Source organism: Mesorhizobium sp. CA5, assembly GCF_020165105.1.
Classification (GTDB): domain Bacteria; phylum Pseudomonadota; class Alphaproteobacteria; order Rhizobiales; family Rhizobiaceae; genus Mesorhizobium.
On record NZ_JAIUHJ010000016.1, the window covers coordinates 141,718 to 161,319 of the forward strand.

Annotated in this window: 23 protein-coding genes; 14 read left to right on the forward strand and 9 right to left on the reverse strand. The window is 63.3% G+C overall.

Annotated features, from left to right (window positions below):
- The first annotated feature begins 67 nt into the window (after positions 1–67).
- On the forward strand, positions 68–1,102 hold the full coding sequence (locus tag LB529_RS20810; protein WP_224712188.1) for a 2-dehydropantoate 2-reductase: 1,035 nt from the start codon (positions 68–70) through the stop codon (positions 1,100–1,102).
- Here LB529_RS20810 and LB529_RS20815 read toward each other — a convergent pair.
- Genes LB529_RS20815 through dapD form a run of 3 tightly spaced genes read right to left on the reverse strand, consistent with a single transcriptional unit; the run spans position 1,011 to position 3,035 of the window.
- The gene (locus LB529_RS20815; RefSeq protein WP_224712189.1) at positions 1,011–1,778 is read right to left on the reverse strand and encodes a hypothetical protein; all 768 of its coding nucleotides are present in this window, start codon (positions 1,776–1,778) and stop codon (positions 1,011–1,013) included. The genes LB529_RS20810 and LB529_RS20815 overlap by 92 nt on opposite strands.
- 6 nt (positions 1,779–1,784) lie before the next feature.
- Positions 1,785–2,156 carry a DUF805 domain-containing protein gene (locus tag LB529_RS20820; protein WP_095769482.1) on the reverse strand — a complete coding sequence of 124 codons (372 nt, stop codon included), beginning with the start codon at positions 2,154–2,156 and terminating at the stop codon, positions 1,785–1,787.
- A 24-nt stretch (positions 2,157–2,180) separates the two neighbouring features.
- Entirely contained in the window at positions 2,181–3,035 is an 855-nt protein-coding gene (gene dapD / locus LB529_RS20825) for a 2,3,4,5-tetrahydropyridine-2,6-dicarboxylate N-succinyltransferase (RefSeq protein WP_140845325.1), read from the reverse strand.
- A gap of 144 nt (positions 3,036–3,179) precedes the next feature.
- Here dapD and LB529_RS20830 point away from each other — a divergent pair, with 144 nt between their 5' ends.
- On the forward strand, positions 3,180–4,019 hold the full coding sequence (locus tag LB529_RS20830) for an LOG family protein (RefSeq protein ID WP_224712198.1): 840 nt from the start codon (positions 3,180–3,182) through the stop codon (positions 4,017–4,019).
- 37 nt (positions 4,020–4,056) lie between these two features.
- Here LB529_RS20830 and LB529_RS20835 read toward each other — a convergent pair whose 3' ends face one another.
- Together LB529_RS20835 and LB529_RS20840 are read right to left on the reverse strand one after the other, a co-directional pair.
- The gene (locus LB529_RS20835) at positions 4,057–4,680 is read right to left on the reverse strand and encodes a response regulator (protein WP_246673605.1); all 624 of its coding nucleotides are present in this window, start codon (positions 4,678–4,680) and stop codon (positions 4,057–4,059) included.
- A gap of 292 nt (positions 4,681–4,972) precedes the next feature.
- Positions 4,973–5,794 carry a sensor histidine kinase gene (locus LB529_RS20840; protein WP_224712190.1) on the reverse strand — a complete coding sequence of 274 codons (822 nt, stop codon included), beginning with the start codon at positions 5,792–5,794 and terminating at the stop codon, positions 4,973–4,975.
- A 109-nt stretch (positions 5,795–5,903) separates the two neighbouring features.
- Between LB529_RS20840 and LB529_RS20845 the strand changes: the two genes are divergently transcribed.
- The 3 genes from LB529_RS20845 to LB529_RS20855 all read left to right on the forward strand — a co-directional run bounded on the left by LB529_RS20845 (position 5,904) and on the right by LB529_RS20855 (position 7,425).
- On the forward strand, positions 5,904–6,320 hold the full coding sequence (locus tag LB529_RS20845) for a hypothetical protein (protein ID WP_176477154.1): 417 nt from the start codon (positions 5,904–5,906) through the stop codon (positions 6,318–6,320).
- Between the two features lie 191 nt (positions 6,321–6,511).
- Entirely contained in the window at positions 6,512–6,964 is a 453-nt protein-coding gene (locus tag LB529_RS20850; protein WP_095769486.1) for a hypothetical protein, read from the forward strand.
- A complete protein-coding gene (locus LB529_RS20855; protein WP_224712191.1) occupies positions 6,964–7,425 on the forward strand; it encodes a hypothetical protein in 462 nt (153 codons plus the stop codon). The genes LB529_RS20850 and LB529_RS20855 overlap by 1 nt, the downstream gene beginning before the upstream one ends.
- A gap of 397 nt (positions 7,426–7,822) precedes the next feature.
- Here LB529_RS20855 and LB529_RS20860 read toward each other — a convergent pair whose 3' ends face one another.
- Positions 7,823–8,530 carry a pyrimidine 5'-nucleotidase gene (locus tag LB529_RS20860; RefSeq protein ID WP_140725294.1) on the reverse strand — a complete coding sequence of 236 codons (708 nt, stop codon included), beginning with the start codon at positions 8,528–8,530 and terminating at the stop codon, positions 7,823–7,825.
- 150 nt (positions 8,531–8,680) lie between these two features.
- On the opposite strand from LB529_RS20860, the gene LB529_RS20865 reads away from it, so the two are divergent.
- From LB529_RS20865 to LB529_RS20875, 3 genes are all read left to right on the forward strand, one after another.
- Positions 8,681–9,442: a GGDEF domain-containing protein gene (locus tag LB529_RS20865; protein ID WP_224712199.1), complete on the forward strand. Its 762-nt coding sequence runs from the start codon at positions 8,681–8,683 to the stop codon at positions 9,440–9,442.
- 173 nt (positions 9,443–9,615) lie between these two features.
- Positions 9,616–9,774 carry a hypothetical protein gene (locus LB529_RS20870; protein ID WP_224532161.1) on the forward strand — a complete coding sequence of 53 codons (159 nt, stop codon included), beginning with the start codon at positions 9,616–9,618 and terminating at the stop codon, positions 9,772–9,774.
- On the forward strand, positions 9,771–11,210 hold the full coding sequence (locus LB529_RS20875) for a GMC oxidoreductase (RefSeq protein WP_224712192.1): 1,440 nt from the start codon (positions 9,771–9,773) through the stop codon (positions 11,208–11,210). Before LB529_RS20870 ends, LB529_RS20875 begins: the two co-directional genes overlap by 4 nt.
- A 618-nt stretch (positions 11,211–11,828) precedes the next feature.
- Here the strand turns inward: LB529_RS20875 and phhA are convergent.
- Positions 11,829–12,665, reverse strand: a complete 837-nt coding sequence (phhA, locus tag LB529_RS20880) for a phenylalanine 4-monooxygenase (RefSeq protein ID WP_224532159.1) — start codon at positions 12,663–12,665, stop codon at positions 11,829–11,831.
- 135 nt (positions 12,666–12,800) lie between these two features.
- Here phhA and LB529_RS20885 point away from each other — a divergent pair, with 135 nt between their 5' ends.
- Together LB529_RS20885 and bchE are read left to right on the forward strand one after the other, a co-directional pair.
- On the forward strand, positions 12,801–13,277 hold the full coding sequence (locus LB529_RS20885) for an Lrp/AsnC family transcriptional regulator (RefSeq protein ID WP_095769494.1): 477 nt from the start codon (positions 12,801–12,803) through the stop codon (positions 13,275–13,277).
- Positions 13,278–13,379: 102 nt separating this feature from the next.
- Positions 13,380–14,948, forward strand: a complete 1,569-nt coding sequence (gene bchE, locus LB529_RS20890; RefSeq protein ID WP_224712193.1) for a magnesium-protoporphyrin IX monomethyl ester anaerobic oxidative cyclase — start codon at positions 13,380–13,382, stop codon at positions 14,946–14,948.
- 43 nt (positions 14,949–14,991) lie between these two features.
- Here bchE and argB read toward each other — a convergent pair whose 3' ends face one another.
- On the reverse strand, positions 14,992–15,885 hold the full coding sequence (gene argB / locus LB529_RS20895) for an acetylglutamate kinase (RefSeq protein ID WP_140845333.1): 894 nt from the start codon (positions 15,883–15,885) through the stop codon (positions 14,992–14,994).
- Between the two features lie 99 nt (positions 15,886–15,984).
- Entirely contained in the window at positions 15,985–16,401 is a 417-nt protein-coding gene (locus LB529_RS20900) for an RNA polymerase sigma factor region1.1 domain-containing protein (protein ID WP_181174873.1), read from the reverse strand.
- A gap of 153 nt (positions 16,402–16,554) precedes the next feature.
- Here LB529_RS20900 and LB529_RS20905 point away from each other — a divergent pair, with 153 nt between their 5' ends.
- The 4 genes from LB529_RS20905 to msrB all read left to right on the forward strand — a co-directional run bounded on the left by LB529_RS20905 (position 16,555) and on the right by msrB (position 19,309).
- Entirely contained in the window at positions 16,555–17,094 is a 540-nt protein-coding gene (locus tag LB529_RS20905; protein WP_140845335.1) for a sigma-70 family RNA polymerase sigma factor, read from the forward strand.
- On the forward strand, positions 17,091–17,807 hold the full coding sequence (locus LB529_RS20910; protein ID WP_224712200.1) for an anti-sigma factor domain-containing protein: 717 nt from the start codon (positions 17,091–17,093) through the stop codon (positions 17,805–17,807). The genes LB529_RS20905 and LB529_RS20910 overlap by 4 nt, the downstream gene beginning before the upstream one ends.
- Positions 17,808–18,014: 207 nt before the next feature.
- Positions 18,015–18,572 (forward strand): fasciclin domain-containing protein, encoded by a 558-nt coding sequence (locus tag LB529_RS20915; protein WP_224712194.1) that lies wholly within the window; start codon positions 18,015–18,017, stop codon positions 18,570–18,572.
- Between the two features lie 233 nt (positions 18,573–18,805).
- Positions 18,806–19,309 carry a peptide-methionine (R)-S-oxide reductase MsrB gene (gene msrB / locus LB529_RS20920; RefSeq protein WP_224712195.1) on the forward strand — a complete coding sequence of 168 codons (504 nt, stop codon included), beginning with the start codon at positions 18,806–18,808 and terminating at the stop codon, positions 19,307–19,309.
- Positions 19,310–19,602 lie beyond the last annotated feature (293 nt).

Genomic DNA, 19,602 nt, shown 5'->3' on the forward strand with positions numbered 1-19,602 from the left:
AGTGTGCGGCAGTTCTGGGAGAACGACATGCCCAATAGTAAGGTGGCGGCCAAGCGAGGACGAGTGCATGGCCCGTGACACGAGGACGATCGCAATAGCCGGCGCCGGCAGCATCGGCTGCTATGTCGGCGGCTGCCTGGCGCTCGCCGGACGCAAGGTCGTCTTCCTCGGCCGCGGCCGTGTCGTCGCGGCCATGCGCGAAAGCGGGCTGCGCGTCAGCGATCTTGACGGCCGCGAACGCCGCATCGAAGCGCAAGCGATTTCGGCCACCGACGATCCGGCGGCAGCGCTCCCCGATGCGGATGTCATCCTGGTGACGGTGAAGAGCGGCGCAACCGAGGAGATGGCCGGGCTGGTCGCCGCCCACGCGCGCGCTGATGCCGTGGTGGTCAGCCTGCAGAACGGCGTCGACAACGCGGACAGGTTGCGCGCCGCGCTTCCTGGACGGCGGGTGCTGACCGGCATGGTGATGTTCAACGTCGTCCTGTCGCCCGATGGCGAGGCGCCGTTGCGTGCGCATCGCGCCAGTCAGGGCGAGGTGATGATCGACGACGGCGTCGCCGGCCTCGTCGATCTGCTCGACGTCGACGGGCTTGCCGTCGAAGCGCGCGCCGACATGAAGGCGGTGCAGTGGGGCAAATTGCTGATGAACCTCAACAATGCCCTCGTCGCGCTTTCCGATCTGCCGCTGGCGAAGCAATTGGCCGACCGAAGCTGGCGCGTCATCCTGGCCGGCCAGATCGATGAAGCGCTCGCCGCGATGTGGGCGGCGGGCATAGCACCTGCGCGCATCACCGGCCTGCCGCCGTCGCTGCTGCCGAAAGTGCTGCGGCTGCCCGACTGGCTGTTCGGGCTTCTGGCTCGCCGCATGCTTGCGATCGACCCTCAGGCGCGCTCGTCGATGTGGGACGACCTGAAACGCGGCCGCCCGACCGAGATCGACGAATTGCAGGGCGCCGTCATTCGCCTGGCCGGGCAAACGGGCACCCCGACGCCGATCAACGAACGCGTCACCGCGCTGGTGCGTCAGGCGGAAGCGGAAAAGCGCGGTCCGCCCGGGCTCGGGCCGGAAGCGGTCGGCGGCGGTCCTCGATCAGCGTGATCTTCTGCCAGATCTTGCGCGACAGGTTGGAGCTAAGATTCTCGATATCGTTGACGGCGTTGACGACAACATCGTCATTGACCGATTGCGCGAACAGCGCCGCGACCTTGCCGGCGATCGACAGCATTTCGGAGCAATAGTCGAGATAGCGCGCCAGGTCGCCCGCATCGGTGATGCGGGCGGGCGAGTGCGAGGTCGGCTTGAAATCGGCCGACAAGGTCGCCGGATCCTTGGTCAATTGATGCATGTCGATGACATGGATCAGCGAGCGCAGCCCGTACAGCTGCCGGAAAACCTTCTTGCGCTTGATCCGCTCCTCGGCGCGGATCAGCGCCAGCAGCCCGAGCGCGGCGAGGATGACCGTGTTGATCGTCGCCTCGATGCCTTGCATCGACTGCACGGCATCGTCGGCGCCCGAAATGCGGTCGAGCGGCAGAATGGTGCCGACGAACAGGAACATCGCCACGCCGGCGACGAAGGCCGCGACGATAACGCCGCGCAGCCACCAGATCGGCGCTTCCAGTTCCCTGGCGGCCTTGGCGAGGTCGCGCGACAGCGACACCAGTTCGCCGGCAACGGCGCGCAGGCCCCTTTCCGGGAAACGCTCCGCAACGCGCTCCTCGAGCCTTTGCGCAGTCTCGATGATCCGCGCCGGGTCGAGCGTGCGATAGCGCATGCGACCTCAGCTATCGCCCGGCGCGTTGGTGCGCCTGCCGTAGCGGTTCGGTCCGGGATCGCTGCGGAAACAGGAAAGGATGATGAGCAGGATGGGACCGATGATGAGCGAGATCAGCGCAAAATAGGTCGGCTTGCCGAAATCATGAAAGCGCTTCGCCGTCACCGCGAACGTGGCCCAGGCCGAGATCAGCAACACGCCCCAGCATATCATGGCCCAGTTCTGGCTGGCGGTCGTGTTCAGCTCCACCCGCGCGAACTGGTAGAACGGAAAAAACTGGACAAGGACCAGCAAAATCCCGGCCAGCGCATAGGCGACCGGGCTCAGCCGCCCCGAAAGGCTGAAGAACAGCCAGAGGAATTGCGATCGTTCAGCCAATGACGTCCGCTCCGTCGTGGAGGATCAATCGCGCAGCAATTCGTTGATCGAGGTCTTCGACCGGGTCTTGGCGTCGACGCGCTTGACGATGACGGCGCAGTAGAGGCTCGGGCCCGGCTCGCCATTGGGCAGCGGCTTGCCGGGCAGCGATCCGGCGACGACCACCGAGTTCGGCGGCACCTCGCCGTAAAAGACCTCGCCGGTGGCGCGGTCGACGATCTTGGTCGACTGGCCGATGAACACGCCCATGCCGAGCACCGAGCCTTCGCGCACGATGCAGCCTTCGACCACTTCGGAGCGGGCGCCGATAAAGCAATTGTCCTCGATGATGGTCGGGCCGGCCTGCATCGGCTCCAGCACGCCGCCGATGCCGACGCCGCCGGAAAGATGCACGTTCTTGCCGATCTGGGCGCAGGAGCCGACCGAAGCCCAGGTGTCGACCATGGTGCCGGTATCGACATAGGCCCCGACATTGACGAAGGACGGCATCAGCACGGCGCCCGGCGCGACATAGGCCGAGCGGCGCACGATCGAGGACGGCACGGCGCGGAAGCCTGCCTTCTCGAAGTCGACGGCGCTCCAGCCGTCGAACTTGGACGGCACCTTGTCCCACCACACCGCCTGGCCGGGACCGCCCTTGATGATCTCCATCGGGTTCAGCCGGAAGGAGAGCAGCACCGCCTTCTTCAGCCACTGGTTGACGTGCCACTTGCCGTCGTCCTGCCGTTCGGCGACGCGGGCGACGCCGCGGTCGAGCAGGTCGAGCGCCGACTGGATGGCGTCGCGCGTCTCGCCGCGCGTCGCGGTCGAGATCGCGTCGCGCTCCTCGAAGGCCTTCTCGATGGTTCTTTCGAGGCTCGCCAGATCGGGCTTCGACATGATTTCGCTCCATTACCAAGCTGTTAAGGGGCCACGCCTTAACCTGTTTAAAAGTCGCGCGGACCCTATGTTAAGGCTCAATGGGGGTCAATCGCGCCTGCGGCACGGGACGGCGCAAGTGAAGGAATTGGACGGGTGGATTCGATGACTCCCATGGAAAAGGCAGGGTGGACGCCGCTGCCGCATTCGGACGAGGATCTGGAGCGCTCGAAAGGCGTGCCGGATACCCCGCAGACGCGTGCCGAGACCTACCGGCTGGCCTGGAACGATCCCGAGTTCATGACGCGTCGCGAATTGCGCGCCGTGCGGCTGCAGCTCGAGCTCCTGAAGCCGGAAATGATACTGGCCGAACGCGGCATTCATTCGACGGTCATCCTGTTCGGCGGCGCCCGCCTGCCGGAACCCGGCGGCGAAGCCTGGGCGGCCAAGAACGAGACGCAGAAGAAGAACCTCGAGGCGAACAGCAAATATTACGAGGAAGCCCGCAGATTCGCGCGTCTGTGCTCGCAGCAGTCGGCCACCTCCTATTATCGTGAATATGTCGTCGTCACCGGCGGCGGGCCCGGCGTCATGGAGGCCGGCAACCGCGGCGCCGACGATGTCGGCGCGCCGTCGATCGGCTTGAACATCGTATTGCCGCACGAGCAGGCGCCCAACGCCTATGTCACGCCGGAGCTGTGCTTCAACTTCCACTACTTCGCCGTCCGCAAGATGCATTTCGTCATGCGCGCCAAGGCGGTCGCGGTGTTTCCGGGCGGCTTCGGCACGATGGACGAGTTCTTCGAGACGCTGACACTCATCCAGACGGGACGCATGGAGCGCGTCCCGGTCATCCTGTTCGGCAAGGCGTTCTGGCAAAAGGCGATCGATCTCGATTTCCTCGCCGAGCAGGGCACGATCTCGCCCGGCGACCAGGACATCATCGATTTCGTCGACACGGCCGAAGAGGCCTGGGAGATCATCCGCCGCTTCTACAAGCTTTAAGGGCGGCAAGGGCGGCAAAACAAACCTGCCGGTCTGCCTACACCGGCAGCTCGACCAGCCAGCCATTCGAGTGCGCGAAACGCACGATGGCCGCCCGTGAGTGCAGCGCGAGCTTCTCGGTTGCCCTGGTGCGGTAGGTCTCGATCGTCTTTATGCTGAGGTTGAGCCGGGACGAGATTTCCTTGTTGCTGTAGCCGAGCGCCACCAGCTGGATGACCGACCGTTCCCGCTCGCTGAGATTGCCGGGATCGCCCTGGGTGGCGCCGCGCGGGCTCAATATACGCGCGGCGAGCGCCGGATCGACATAGTTGTCGCCGGCCAATACGCAGCGGATGGCCTGCAGCAGGTCCGTCGCCGTCGACCGCTTGACCACGAAGCCGCGGCCGCCGGCCGCAAGCACCTGGCGCAGGCAGCCTGGGTCCTCATGCGCCGTCAGCGCTATGCAGCTGACCTCGGGAAAGCGTTCGCCAAGCCGTTCGATCAGCGTGACCCCGTTGACGCCGGGAAGCGATATGTCGACCACGGCGACATCGGGTAACGTCTTGCCGATCCCTTCAAGAGCATCCTCGGCGTTTCCGGCCAGTCCGACGATCGTCAGATCGTCCTGGCTGTCGATCATCGCGCCGACCCCCGACAGGATGATCGGATGGTCATCGACCACGAATATGCGCCTGCAGCACACCTTAACCTCCATCAGTCTGCCAAAGGCCCTGTCACGCGGAAAGGGTCCTCTTGTCCTTGATGGTCTAGGCAACTGGCCCGCCTGGCGCGGGACGCCCGTCTGTTCTGGCGGCCTGAACGGCCGCAACGGGTAAGCCATCCCCCGCCTAACCCAATGAAGCCGGACTGTAAGCCACCGCTAATGTCCGGGATGTGCAGCGCTTCACGTAACCCCACCTGACGCCGAAGATGCCATTTCAGACTTGTTCGCGTCTTGTCGGCCGGACCGCCGATCAGCAGGCCAGAGGCACATCGGCGTAAATGGTGGTCCCCTTGCCCCTGGCGGTTTCAACCGACAATTTGCCACCGACCAGCGCCAGCCGCTCCCTCATTCCGGCAAGGCCCAAATGGCCCGGACCCGGTTCGGCGCTGGCGTCGAAGCCGCGGCCGTCATCCTCGATCGTCAGGCGTATCCGATCGTCCTGGATGTGCGCCGTGACGCTTACGCGGCTCGGCGCGGCATGCTTGCCGATATTGGTGAGCGCTTCCTGCGCAATGCGGTACAAAGTGAGCGCGATCTCGGCAGGCGGCGGGCTCGACAGGGCTTCAACATCCATCTCGCATGCAATGCCAAGTTGACCGCAAAGCATGGTGGCCAGGTCCTCGACCGAAGCTCTGAGTCCTTGGCGATCGAGGTCTGCGGGTCGCAGGCTCCAGGCGGCGTCATGCACCCTGGCGCTCAGCTGGTCGATAAGCATCGCGGCGCGCTCGAGGCGGGCGTCCATCTCCGGCGAGCCGGCGCGAACGATGTGCAATTCGAGCGCGACGCTGGCGAGCAGCTGGCCAAGATCGTCATGCAGCTCGCGCGACAGGCGCAGGCGCTGCTCTTCCTGCACGGCAACCAGATGCCGCGCCAGACCACGGCGCTTTCCCGAGCTTTCACCTTTGCCGGTGTCGATGCCACCCTCCACCGTCAACGCCGCGCCCGCGAGAAGAGGCGCAAGGGTTGATGCTGTGCGCAATATACACCCGGCATACGCCTTTATGCCTGTCAGTTTTTTCCTGATTGCTTCAACTTTTCCTGACACGGGGGTCAGCAGAAAAACCGGCCGCACCTGCCGATCAGCCCGAATTCATGGGCGCTATTTCCGCGTGCATCCTTAGGGCGTCCTCCCGGTCATCTTGAGCTGGCCGGGAAGCTCAACACCAACCAAGGAGAACGTCATGAGAAAGATCATCCTGGCCGCGGCCGTGCTGTCGGCTCTGACCGGTTCGGCATCCGCATTTTCGGTCGGTAGCGGCAACGGCAACGGCAACGGCAATGTTGGCGTCGGCAACGGCAATGGCAACGGCAACGCCAACACCGGCGCCTTCAATGGCAACTTCAACGGCAACGGCAATTTCGGCTTCGGCAACGGCAACGGGAACGGCAACGCCAATATGGGCGCCTTCAACGGCAACTATAACGGCAACCTCAATGCCGGCGCCGCCAACGGCAACGGCAACGGCAACGGCAATTTCGGCCTCGGCAACGGCAACCTGAACGGCAACGGGAACTGGGGCATCGGAAACGGAAGCGCCAACGGCAACGGCAACGCCGGTGTCGGCAACGGCAACGGAAACGGCAACGGGAACCACTAGCCCCGCCCAACCGCCGGCGTCGCCAAACTTCAGTTTGGAAAGACGCTGATGGCTCTGGGACCGTCGAGCCAAGCGCCCGTCCCCCGCGCAAGGCTACCGCGACATGTCGCCGACGGTCCCAGTCCTTTTCGCCCAATCCTTTTTGCAACAGATCCCAATTTCAAAAGCTAAGCCATGGAAGGAGCTCGCAGATGAAACGCTACGTCATACCGGCGCTATGCCTGGGGTTGTTGAGCGCAACCGCGGCGAAGGCTGACACCACGACGGGCAGCCAGGCCTTCGGCATGTCGGCCGTCCAGGGAGCGGTCGGCAAATACGGCCAATCCATCGGCGCGAACGTCAGGGGCATGAACCCGCTCGGCAATTTCGGCGGCAATGTCGGCTACAAGAACAGCGGTACGGGCAATGTCGGCGCCTTCAACAGCGGCACCGGCAATGTCGGCGCTTTCAACGGCAACAACAACACCTCGCCGACAAGCGGCAACGGCAACATTGGCGCCTTCAACGGCAACTCCAACACCGGCCAATATAACGGCAACAGCAACATCGGTGCCGGCAATGGCAACTTCAACGGCGGCAACTTCAACGGAAACGGCAATGTCGGCGCCTTCAACGGCAACTCCAACGGCCGGGGAAACCGCTGATGACCGGCTTGAGCTCATCCACCCGGCCTCGCAGGCGCCGGGTGGCGGCGAGGCTGCTTGACGGCAACGGCCTCGCGCTGGGCACGCTGCTTGCCGCGTTCCTGGCCGCCGACGGCTCGACACTGGTCAGGATTGCCGACCTTCCAATCGGGGCCGGTATCGCCAACGGTCTTGGCAATACCGGAAATTTCAACGGCAACGGAAATTCCGGCAACTTCAACGGCAATGGCAACAGCGGCAATTTCAACGGCAACGGCAATGCTGGAAGTTTCAGCGGCAACTTCAATGGCGGCAGCTTCAACGGCAACGCCAATTGCGGCAATGGCCACGGCAATGGCTATGCGTCGGACGGTAATGGCAATAGTACGAGAGCAGCAGGCAATCCGGACCTGTGCCGGTTTTTGAAGGAGCTGAACGGCCGACTGGGACTGCCGCCCGGCACGATTCCGGACTTCGACTAGAGCAATTCCGGGAAAAGTGCGCAGCGGTCTTCCGCCCGGAATTGCGTTTCGCCGTTTCCGTGAAACGGCCCTAGGTCTTCGATACAAGGTCGCAGGCCTAGGCCAGATATTCACCGCCCATTTCCGAAATCAGCGCAAACGCCGGCGATTGGCTGAAGTCGCCCGAACCTCGTCATTCCAGGGCGGAGCAGCCGCGAAGCGGCGTCGCGGAGACCCTGGAATCCATTCCGTGACCCTGATCAAAGAGTGCAGCGGAGCAGAATTCTGCGGCAGCGCTCATACGTCACGGAATGGATCCTCGGGTCTGCGCGCGTCGCTTCGCTCCTTGCTCCGCCCGTGGATGACGATCGCGATGGGCGTTTCGGCCAATCGCCAAGGCATGCCTATGCAAACATCGTTAGGCTACGACGTCGACGATCGCGGTCAGGAAACCCGCGAGGTCGTCGGTGACGAAATCGACGTCGTCCTCGTTTGCGGGGTCGCGTTCCCAGATCTCCGAGAAGGTCGGCTCGAAATTGCGCGGCACCACCAGCACGGTCGTCATGCCGAGCGTTTTCGGCACGGCCAGATTGCGCGCCAGATCCTCGAACATCACCGCATTGTGCCCGGTCACCGAGTGCAATTCGGCAAAACGCTCATAGGTCTGGCGCTCCGGTTTGGGGTTCAGCCCCGCCGCGACGATGTCGAAGATGGCGTCGAAATGTTCCAGTATGCCGAGCTGGCGCGCGGTGCGTTCGGCGTGCCTGCGGTCGCCATTGGTGAAGATGAACTTGCGCCCGGGAAGCTGGCGGATCGCCGCGCCCAGCACCGGATCCGGCACCAGCCGCGAATAGTCGATGTCGTGCACCTTCTCGAGGAAATCGTCGGGATCGATGCCGTGCCGCTTCATCAACCCGTTCAGCGTCGTGCCGTATTCCAGGTAGAGCTCCTTCTGCAGTTTGCGCGCGTCGTCGCGCGAAAGCGTCAGCAGCTCCCCGACATAGGCGGTCATCTTCACGTCGATCTGCGCAAAAAGATTCGAGTGATGCGGATAGAGCGTGTTGTCGAGGTCGAACACCCAGTCCGTGACATGGGCGAAGCGGGCGGGATCGGGTGTCGTTGTCATGGATTTCTTATGGCATGCCGGCGCTGGATTTATCCACAACTTATGCGCGTCACGAAATGTGAAAATGGCGCCTCGCTTCAAATTTTAAAAGTCCTGGAAAGGTCGCCTTTAACGCTTGCTGGCACACAAGCTGACCCTTGGGAGCAAGTGATGAGTCGCATATTTTTGAGGGCCGCTGCCGTGGCGTTCGCTTCGGTCGCTGCCTCGCTGTTGTTGACGCTGATTGTGATGCCGGCGATGGGCTTTCCGATGAGCCGCACGGTCTGGCTGGCGTCGACGGTTTGCCCGCTCGTGCTCGCCTGGGCCGCCAGCGCCAGCAGCTTCTGGCAGAGCGATCGGTTGCAGAATGCTCATCGCGAGCTTGCCCGGGCGCATGCGCAGCTCGCGGCGGCGCACAGGCGCCTGTCGGAAAAGGCAAGCCGGGACGACATGACCGGCATGCTCAACCGCGAGACCTTTTTCGCCGCGCTCGACGGTTCGCGGCGCAAGAGCGATCGCGGCGCGCTGCTCATCATCGACGCCGATCACTTCAAGAGGATCAATGACAGTTATGGTCATCTGACCGGAGACGAAGCGCTGCTTTTGATCGCCGGCGCCATCGAACGCGGCATTCGCAGCGGCGACCTGCTCGGCCGCATAGGCGGCGAGGAATTCGCGGCTTTCCTGGTTGGCGCCAGCGAACCGGAAGCCAAGCATATCGCCGAACGCATCCGCCGCGAGGTCGAGCTGATCCGTTTCCGCCCGGTCGACGAGCGGACCGTGCCGCTCACGGTTTCGATCGGCGGGGTCTGCTGCGGCGAGAGTGCGACCATTTCGGATTTGATGCGCGCCGCCGACCGCAGGCTTTACGAAGCCAAGAACCGCGGCCGCAATCGTTCGATTCTCGACCGCGAGCTGCCCGAGGCGGCATGAAGCCTCGCCGCAGGCGTTAGGAATGCCCTAACCATGTCCATATTCAACCGCGCTAAACTTCCTGGTGTAACGCCGTTTTCACCTGGGTCTGGCACGGAATTGGCCTCCCAGGCGACACATGTGCCGTTGAGGAACGGCATGCGTGGATCGAGGCCCCTGTCGAGAGGCGTGTCATGAGCAGGTTCATGAAAAAAATGTCGCGCCGCGCGATCGTGCAGGCGCTGATCGCGCTTCCTGCCCTGTCGCTGTTCCGCAGCCAGCAGCCCGTGGTCGATGCCGATGATATCGTCGAGATCAATGGCTGGATCCTGCGGCGAAGCGACCTCGCATGATCTTCGACAGCTACGAGGCCTACAAGCAGGCCGGCTTCAAACCCAAGGCCTGCATTCTCGGCTCCGGCCCGGCCGGCACGACGATCGCCAGGAAGCTCGGCGCAGCCGGCATCCCGGTGGTCGTGCTGGAGGCGGGCTCGCGCGAATTCAGCGATGAGTCGCAGGATTTCTACCGCGGCAAGACGGTTGGCGATTTCTATTTCGACCTCGACATCACCAGGCTGCGCTTCATGGGCGGCTCGTCCAATCACTGGGCCGGCTGGTGCCGCGTGCTCGACAAACAGGACTTCGAGCCCAAGGCCTGGGCGCCGGACACCGGCTGGCCGATCGGCCGCGCCGACATCGAGCCCTATCTTGGCGAAGTTCACGATATCCTCGAGCTGCCCGATTTCCGTCCCGACGTCCCGGTTTCGGACGACATCCGCTGGGTTCAATTGGTCAAGAGCCCGGCGGTTCGCTTCGGCGAGAAGTTCGCCGACGAGCTCGACAAGAGCAGGAACATCGCCGTCGTGCTCAATACCTACGCGACCGAGCTCACCGGCGACGGCAAGCGCGTCACCGGCGCAAAGCTCTGGTCGAACGGCCAGGATGCCGGCACCTTCGCGGCGGACTATATCGTCACCTGCACCGGCGGGCTGGAGAACTCGCGGCTGCTGTTGTGGTCGAATGAGCGCTCGAATGGCGGCGTGGTGCCGAACGCGGCGGCGCTCGGCCGTTACTGGATGGAGCATCCGACCTTCCAGGGCGGCAATGCCATCCTCGCCAATTACTCGGAGTTCGAGGTCGACGCCTCGAAAGAAGCCTTCTTCTCGCCGACGCTTGCCGCGATGGAGCGGCTGCAGATCATGAATTTCGGTATCCGCCTGATCGAGAGCCCCTATCCCAATGTCAAAAAATTGATCGCCGATCTCGCCTGCACGGCCCCCAATATGGCGGAATGGATGTCTTCCCAGTTGGACCAGAGGCTGCGTTGCGCCGCCCAGCTTTACGTCGCCTGGGAACAGGCGCCGCTTGCCTCCAATCAGATCGCGCTGTCGAAGGCCGATGTCGACCACGCCGGCGTGCCGCGTATCGAACTGCACTGGAAGAAATCGCCGCTCGAGCGCCGCACGCTGCTCGAAGGCCTCAGGCTTTTCGGCACGACCATGGCGCAGAAGAATCTCGGCCGCGTCCGCATCGACGACTGGATCGGCAATGGCGGCGATTACCCGACCAATGAGGAAACGGCCGGCCACCACCATATGGGCGGCACCCGCATGGGAACCGACGTCTTGAAGAGCGTCGTCGACGCCAATTGCAAGGTGCACGGCATGGACAATCTCTATGTCGGCGGCTCCTCGGTGTTCTGCACGTCGGGCCAGTGCAATCCGACGACGACCATCACCGCGCTCGCCTGCCGCCTCGGCGAGCATCTGGGCAAGGTGATCGCCGTCTGATCTCGACCGTGCTGTGCATTCATCAATGCGGCACATGCCCTGCAGAGCGAGCAGCTGGCCAGGATCAAGCCCGAGCCTGACAAGGCATAGCCAGAGGATCAGCGCAGGATTTTGAAAAATTGCCGTTTATCGACGGGCACGATTTTCACCGTTTCTTTCGGTGAAATCAGCGCAGACGCTGGCGATTGCCGGAAGCCTTCCAACCTCGTCATTTCAGGACGAAGCAGCCGCGAAGCGGCGTCGCGGAGACCCTGGAATCCATTCCGTGATTCTGATCAAAGAGTGCAGCTGAGCAGAATTCTGCACCGCGGCAGCGCTTCATGCGACACGGAATGGATCCTCGGGTCTGCGCGCGTCGCTTCGCTCCTTGCTCCGCCCGTGGATGACGACTGGGTGGGCGTTTCGGCTAACCGCCAAGGCATGGCATCTGCCAACGCAAACATAGCCAAGCGGTCAAAATCCCTGTGCTGGGGAACTAGATTGCAAAAAGGCACAAAGCGGCCCAGCCGCCTGTCGGCAGCTGAACCGCGCTGAATGTCGGTTGGGCGAAAACCGACCTCAGAGCAATTCCAGGAAAAGTGCGTTGCGGTTTTCCGTCCGGAATTGCGTAAACAACACTCAGATCGTCGCCGGGTCGAGCGCCGGCTGGCCCTTGAACCGCGCCACGATGCCGGCGAGGTCGCCATGGGCGAAAGCATCGCGCAGCGCATCAAAGGACGGCAGCACGAAATAGGCGCGCTGGAACTTGTCGATCTCATAGCCGGTGCGCATCACCGTCTCGAGGTCGAACGGCACATGGTGCGCGTCCTTGCTCTCGACCGCGAATTGCAGCTCGGTGAAGGACGACATCAGCCCGGCGCCGAAAGCTTTCAACGGCTGGCCGGCTTCCTGGATGAGGCCGTATTCGGCGCTATACCAGTAAAGCCTCGTGATCATCTCGTCGCCGCCGAGCGCGATCAGATCTTCCGCTTTCCGGCCATACATCTGCATGAAATCGGCGAACACCGGCTGGGTCAGGATCGGCACATGGCCGAAGAAATCGTGGAACATGTCCGGCTCGACGATGTAGTCGAGCTCTTTCTTCGTCCGCAGCCAATTGGTCACCGGGAAGCGCCGGTTGGCGAGATGATCGAAGAAGGGGCCGGCCGGAATGAGGCCGGGCACCGCAACGATCTCCCAGCCCGTCAGCCTGGCGAGCTTTTCGCTGACGGCATCGAAATCCGGAATCCTGTCGAGCAGGCCGAGCGCCGCGACGCCGTCCAGATACGAGCGGTGCGCGAGCTTCCGCGTCAGCTTCGTCTGGCGGTCGCAGAGCGTGCGCCACACCGCCTGCTCCTCGGCGGAGTAGCCGTAGCCCTGCGCCACGGTGAAATCGCTGCGGCAGACCGAATAGTCGCCCCGCAGACCCTGCGCCGCGCATTCGGCGGCATAATCGGCAACGCTGATCGTCATCATATCCTCCTCAAGATCGTGATCGGCGGATCGTGAAGGGGAGTTTAGAAGCGACCGCTGAGGCAAATCAGCTTTGTTTATGGCACACTAGCTGTTTTGGGGGTAAAAACGCTCAGTTCAACGCAAGTCTGAGAAAAAATGCCTCAATTTGACGATTTCGAGATAAGGATGCTCGACATCCTGCAGCGCGACGGCCGCAAGCCCGTCTCGGAGCTGGCGCAAGAGATCGGCCTGTCGACCACGCCTTGCGCGCGCCGCTTCGAGGCCCTGCAGGAAGCCGGTATCATCAAGGGCTTTGCCGCCGTGCTCAGCCGCCGCGCCGTGGGCTTGACCGTCGAGGTGTTCATCCAGGTGCGGCTGGTCAGCCACAGCGACGGCTCGCCCGAAAGCTTCATCGCCGCCGTGCAGCGCATGGACGAGGTCTCGTCCTGCTGGACGATGACAGGCGACTACGATTTCCTGCTGCATGTCCTGGTGCCGTCGGTGGACGACTTGAACGCCTTCGTCATGCACCGGCTGATGCGCCTGCCCGGCGTGCGCGACGTCCATACGCAACTGGTGCTGCAGAACATCAAGGGACCCGGCCACGTGCCGCTCAGCCATCTACGGCGCTGATCCGGTCAAATCTGGCGAAAAGCTGTGTGGAAACTGCTGAACCGCGCCAAGGCGGCTTCGGCATCTGTCATTAGCACAAGCGGACCAATATGGAGGTCCGCCTTGAACATCGTGCTTATCAATCCGCCGCACACCGCCATCGGCAGCCGTGTGCCCGACGACCACCTGCCGCCGCTCGGTCTTTTGGCCATCGGCGGACCGCTGATCGATTCCGGCCATCAGGTACGCCTGGTCGACGCCGAGTTCGGTCCGATGCCGCTTGCGGCGGTGGTGGACGAGGCGCTGCGCGACGATCCGGATTTCGTGCTGATCGGCCATTCCGGCTCGACCTCGGCACATCCGACGGCCTTGAAGATCGCCGAGATGATCAAGGCCCGCGCGCCGGGTGTCGTCGTCATCTATGGCGGCGTCTTCCCGACCTATCATTGGCGCGACATTCTCGCCGCGACCGACGTCTTCGACTTCATCGTGCGCGGCGAAGGCGAGGCGACCGCGACGGCGCTGATCGAGGCAATCGAGATGCGCCAGCCGGTGGCGAGCGTCGCCGGCATCGCCTATCGCGACGATTTCGGCCGTCCTGTTGCGACGCAGGCGGCGATGACCATAGCCGACCTCGATGCCTGGCGCGTCGGCTGGGAGCTGATCGATCACCGCCGCTACTCCTATTGGGGCGGCAAGCGGGCCGTGGTCATGCAGTTCTCGCGCGGCTGCCCGCATCTGTGCAACTATTGCGGCCAGCGCGGTTTCTGGACCCGCTGGCGCCACCGCGACCCGGTCAAATTCGCCAGGGAGATCGCCTGGCTCTATCGCGAGCACGGCGTCGAGCTGATCAATCTGGCCGACGAGAACCCGACTTCCTCGAAAAAGGCCTGGCGCGCCTTTCTCGACGCCATGATCGCCGAGAACGTGCCGGTGCTGATCGTCGGCTCGACCCGCGCCGACGATATCGTGCGCGATGCCGATATCCTGCATCTTTATCGCAGGGCCGGCGTGATCCGCTGGCTGCTCGGCATGGAGAACACCGACGAGCACACGCTGTCGCTGATCCGCAAGGGCGGCAGCACGAAGTCCGACCGCGAGGCGATCCGGCTGCTCAGGCGGCACGGCATCCTGTCGATGGCGACCTGGGTCGCCGGCTTCGAGGACGAGACCTTGCGCGATCTCTGGCGCGGCTTCCGCCAGCTCATCGCCTATGACCCCGACCAGATCCAGGCGCTCTATGTCACGCCGCATCGCTGGACGCCGTTCTTCCGCATCGCCAAGGACCGCAAGGTGATTCAGAAGGACGTGCGCCTGTGGGATTACAAGCACCAGGTTCTGCACATGACCAGGCTGAAACCCTGGATGCTGTTCTTGGCGGTCAAGCTGATCGAGGTGGCGGTGCAGTCGCGGCCGAAAGCATTGGCGCGCATCCTGTTCCACCCCGATCCCGAGCAGCGCCATTCGATGCGCTGGTACACGAAGATGGGCCGCCGCGTCTGGTTCCGCGAGGTCTGGGGGTTTCTGGTCCGCGACGGCCGCATCACGGATGGGCCGACATTAGCCGAATTCTGGGGCGCGCCGCAGGACGCCGAGGAGGAATCGATGATCGTCGGGCGTCAGCCACGCAAGTCCGTCGCGCCGGTCATTGAAGATCGAGGCGCGCCGGCGGCAAGAAAGTTAGCCGGCTGACATGGCGATTCACCATTGCATGGAAATGGTGAACTTGCCTTTCTTACGGAACGATCAGCGTGCCGGCGCCGTGCTCGGTGAACAGCTCGAGCAGCACCGAATGCGGCGTCTTGCCGTTGAGGATGACGACGCCTTCGACGCCGCGCTCGATCGCCTCGATGCAGGTCTCGACCTTCGGGATCATGCCGCCCGAAACCGTGCCGTCCTTGATCAGCGCCCTGGCCTCGGCGACCGTCAGCTCGTCGATCAGCTTCTTGTTCTTGTCGAGGACGCCCGGCACGTCAGTGAGGAAGAGCAGGCGCGAGGCGCGGCAGGCGCCGGCGATGGCGCCGGCAAAGGTGTCGGCGTTGATGTTGTAGGTGTGGCCGTCGCGGCCGGGCGCCACCGGTGCCAGCACCGGGATCATTTCCGAGCGCGCCAGAAGGTCGAGCAGCGTGCGGTCGACCTCGACCGGCTCGCCGACGAAGCCGAGATCGAGCACCCGCTCGATGTTGGAATCCGGATCGACCATGGTCTTGCGCGCCTTTTCGGCGAACACCATGTTGCCGTCCTTGCCGCAGAGCCCGATCGCCCATTCGCCCTCGGCGTTGATCAGCGCCACGATCTCCTTGTTGATCGAGCCGGCCAGCACCATCTCGACGATCTCGACAGTCTTCTGGTCGGTGACGCGCAGGCCGCCCTCGAACTTGGATTCGATACCCATCTTGGTGAGCATCGCGCCGATCTGCGGCCCACCGCCATGCACGACGATCGGATTGACGCCGGATTGTTTCAACAGCGCGATGTCGCGGGCGAACGCCTTGCCGAGCTCCGTATCGCCCATGGCATGCCCGCCGTATTTCACCACCACCGTCTTGTTCTCGTAGCGCTGCATATAAGGCAGCGCGCGAGAGAGCAGCGCGGCCTGCATTTCGGCGTTGGCGGCGATGTCCGTCATCGGTATCGATCCCAGCTAGCGTGAATGGCGGCCTCTTAGCGGGAATTGCCGCGCGGAGCAAATGGTTCGGCAAGCAACATTATGTGCGATGCGATCGGCCTATTCTTCGATCCGCAAGTCGCTGTCGACGATCAACGCAAAGACACCGTCGATGTCGTCCGAATCCAGGTCATGATGACGCGCAAGCACGAGATTGAGTTCGTCCAGCGTGACCGACCCGCGCTCCTGGCACCGGCCGATCAAATCGAGGATCGCGCTTCTGATTTGGTCTGGCAAATTGGTCATCCGCGCAGAAATCGGGCGGCGCGGATAATTTTCAAGGCGCTGGCCTATTGCGGCACCTTGAGCGGGCCCGCCGTCCCAGCCACCCCGAATGCTTCTCCATCTGCTCGGCGAAAGACAACAGCGTTTCCTCGTCGCCGCGTCGACCAGCTCCTGCGTTGCAATTTCCCCTTTGTGGACGAGCTCGGCAAGGCCGGTCGCATCCTGTTCCCAAAGCACCCGCTCGATCGACATCCGCATCCCCTCGTTAGCCAAAATCTATCGCAAATCGAATCGGGATTCGATAAAACCAACGGCACGGCAATCTTCGGCGGACAAAGCCTCTTCTCACATCAGTAAGACTGGGCGGCCCGTTGCAATTAGATCGCAATCTTCTAATTTGCCTGCATGGGGCCTCAGGACATCAGCAAGCTGATCGTTCGGACTTCGATGAAGGACCGGGCGGCGTTCGATCTGCTCTACAAGCAGACCAGCGGGAAACTTTTCGGCGTCTGCCTTCGTGTCTTGAGGGACCGGGGTGATGCGGAAGAAGCGCTGCAGGAGGTCTTCGTCAAGATCTGGACGAAGGCGGATCGTTTCGCGGTTTCCGATCTGAGCCCGATTTCCTGGCTGGTGGCCGTTGCGCGCAATCATGCGATCGATCGCATCCGGTCGCGGCGCAGTCCTTCTGCCAACATCGATACGGCCCTCGACGTCGCCGATCCGGCGCCGGGACCCGAGGCCATGGCTGTGGCGGGCGGCGAGACCGAACGCATCTACCATTGCCTCGACGAACTGGAACAAGACCGGGCAGCGGCCGTCCGGGGCGCCTATCTGGGCGGCGAAAGCTACGCCGAGCTGGCGGAGCGCTTCAAGGTTCCGCTGAACACGATGCGGACTTGGCTGCGGCGAAGCCTGCTGAAACTGAGAGAATGCCTGGAAAGATGACGCTGGCAGAGGACAACGGACCGGAACGTGGAGGCGACGACCTGCTCGCCGCCGAATACGTTCTCGGCGTCCTGGAAGCCGACGAGCGCCAGATCGCTTCCCGTCGCATCGATGCCGAGGCGGCATTCGCCCGCCTGGTCGACGCTTGGGAAGCCCATTTCGCGCCGATGGCCGCCGCCTATGCCGCGGTCGAGCCGCCGGCTTCCGTGAAAGTGGCAATCGACCGCCGCCTATTTGCTTCGTCCGCGTCCACGGCGCCCAGCGGCGGCCTGTGGGCGAGCCTTGCCTTCTGGCGCGGCCTCGCCGCGGCGGCCGTCGCCGCTTTGGCCGTCTATGTCGCCCTGCCTTACGTCAACCAGCCGGTCCAGCCGCCCGAGACCAGGCTGGTCGCCTCTCTGGCCGCCGACAACAGCAACGTCAAATATCTTGCCGTCTATGACGCCGCCCGCCACGAGGTCGGCCTATCGCTGGTCTCCGGCGACCGCGGCGCCGGCAAGGATTTCGAGCTCTGGATGATCGAGGGCAAGAACGCGCCGGTCTCGATGGGTGTCATTCCCGCCGGCCCGACCGCGCGCATGGCGGTCACGCCGGCCGTCCAGCAGAAGCTGGCGCAAGGCGCCGTGCTCGCCGTCAGCCTCGAGCCCTCTGGCGGTTCGCCGACCGGCCAGCCTACCGGTCCGGTCGTCGCCGCGGGTGACCTGAAGGGCATCTGACCCTGGTCAGCCGGTTACCGAAGACTAACTGAAGTCTACATCCTGCCCTTTCTAGGCGGTAAAATTTCGCTGTCGCCATCAGTGACACAGATGCAATAAAGCACCCGAATAAAAATCGCGCGCCCTTCGTGAAACTAACGTTTTTCGGGCCCGTATCTCCTCGTGTTCCCACGGACGGGAAGAAAACAACCCGAGGAGACTGACATCATGCGTAAACTCGCTACCCTTTTGCTTGCCTCTACACTTGGCCTTTCGACGCTCGGCGCCGTTGCCTACGCTGCCAATCCGATGGTCGGCGGCGCGCCGATGTATGCCAAGAAGAACATCATTGAGAATGCCGTCAATTCGAAGGACCACACAACTCTGGTCGCCGCCGTCAAGGCCGCCGGCCTGGTCGACACGCTGCAGGGCGCCGGTCCGTTCACCGTTTTCGCGCCGACCAACGAGGCCTTTGCGGCGCTCCCGGCCGGCACGGTCGACACGCTGCTCAAGCCCGAGAACAAGGACAAGCTGACCAAGGTGCTGACCTGCCATGTCGTCGCCGCCAAGGCGCTGGCCGCCGACGTCGCCAAGATGGCCAAGGCCGATGGCGGCGCCCACCAGGTCAAGACGGTCGGCGGCTGCGAGCTGACGCTGAAGGCGGAGAAGGGCAAGGTCACCGTCACCGACGAGAACGGCAATGTCGCCCATGTCACCATCGCCGATGTCCGCCAGTCGAACGGCGTCATCCATGTCATCGACAAGGTTCTCTTGCCGAAGATGTAACAAAGCGGGCCTGGCCGGCGAAGACATGGCTGAGCGCTGGCCGTATCATTCAAGATTCGCGCCGCCGGCAGGGGTGTGCTCCGCGTCCGTCCCGCAAGGGCGGCGCGGAGCAGCATCCGGAGCGTTCCAGGAAGGTTCTGTCCGGAATTGCTCGAACGAAGAGATGGGGCGTCACCGGCTTTTGATTTCCGGCCCGGGCTCTATCTTGGCAAAATGCGTCAGGAGGAACGGCCATGAACCGTCGCGATTTTCTCTGGAGCGGGGCCGCCGCCACCGCTCTCATCGTCGGATCCGCAGCGATGCTGCGTGCCGGCGGACCGAAGCCCGCTCTCGCCGCCGAGACGTTCGAAATCACCAAGACCGATGCCGAATGGCACGCCATTCTGTCGGACGAGGCCTTCGACGTGCTGCGCAAGCAAGGCACCGAATATCCCGGCACCAGCCCGCTGCTCAACGAGCATCGCAAGGGCATCTTCGCCTGCGCCGGCTGCGACCTGCCTGTCTATTCGTCGGAGACGAAATTCGATTCCGGCACCGGCTGGCCGAGCTTCTGGCAGGAGATCCCGAACTCCATCGGCAAGACCGAAGACCGCTCGCTCGGCATGACCCGCACCGAGGTGCATTGCCGGCGCTGCGGCGGCCATCTCGGCCATGTCTTCGACGACGGCCCGCCGCCGACCGGCCTGCGCCACTGCATCAACGGCGTGGCGCTAAGCTTCAAGTCGGCGGCGGCTTGAGCAATTCCAGGAAAAGTGTCTAGTCCCCGACACAGGGATTTTAAGGTTGCCGTTTGTCTTGATGCAAGATTTTCCGTTCATTCGCGTGAAATCAGCGCAAACGCCGGAGATTGGTTGAAGCCGCCCCCAACCTCGTCATTCTATGGCGGAGCAAGGAGCGAAGCGACGCGGCGCAGACCATAGAATCCTGTGTGTTGGTTCCGGTGTATGGTTGAGGTGGGAAGGAGACCGAATGAATCCTGGTCGTCCTTTCGGACAGGCCGTGGCATGGCTCGGTCCCTTCCCACCGGTGA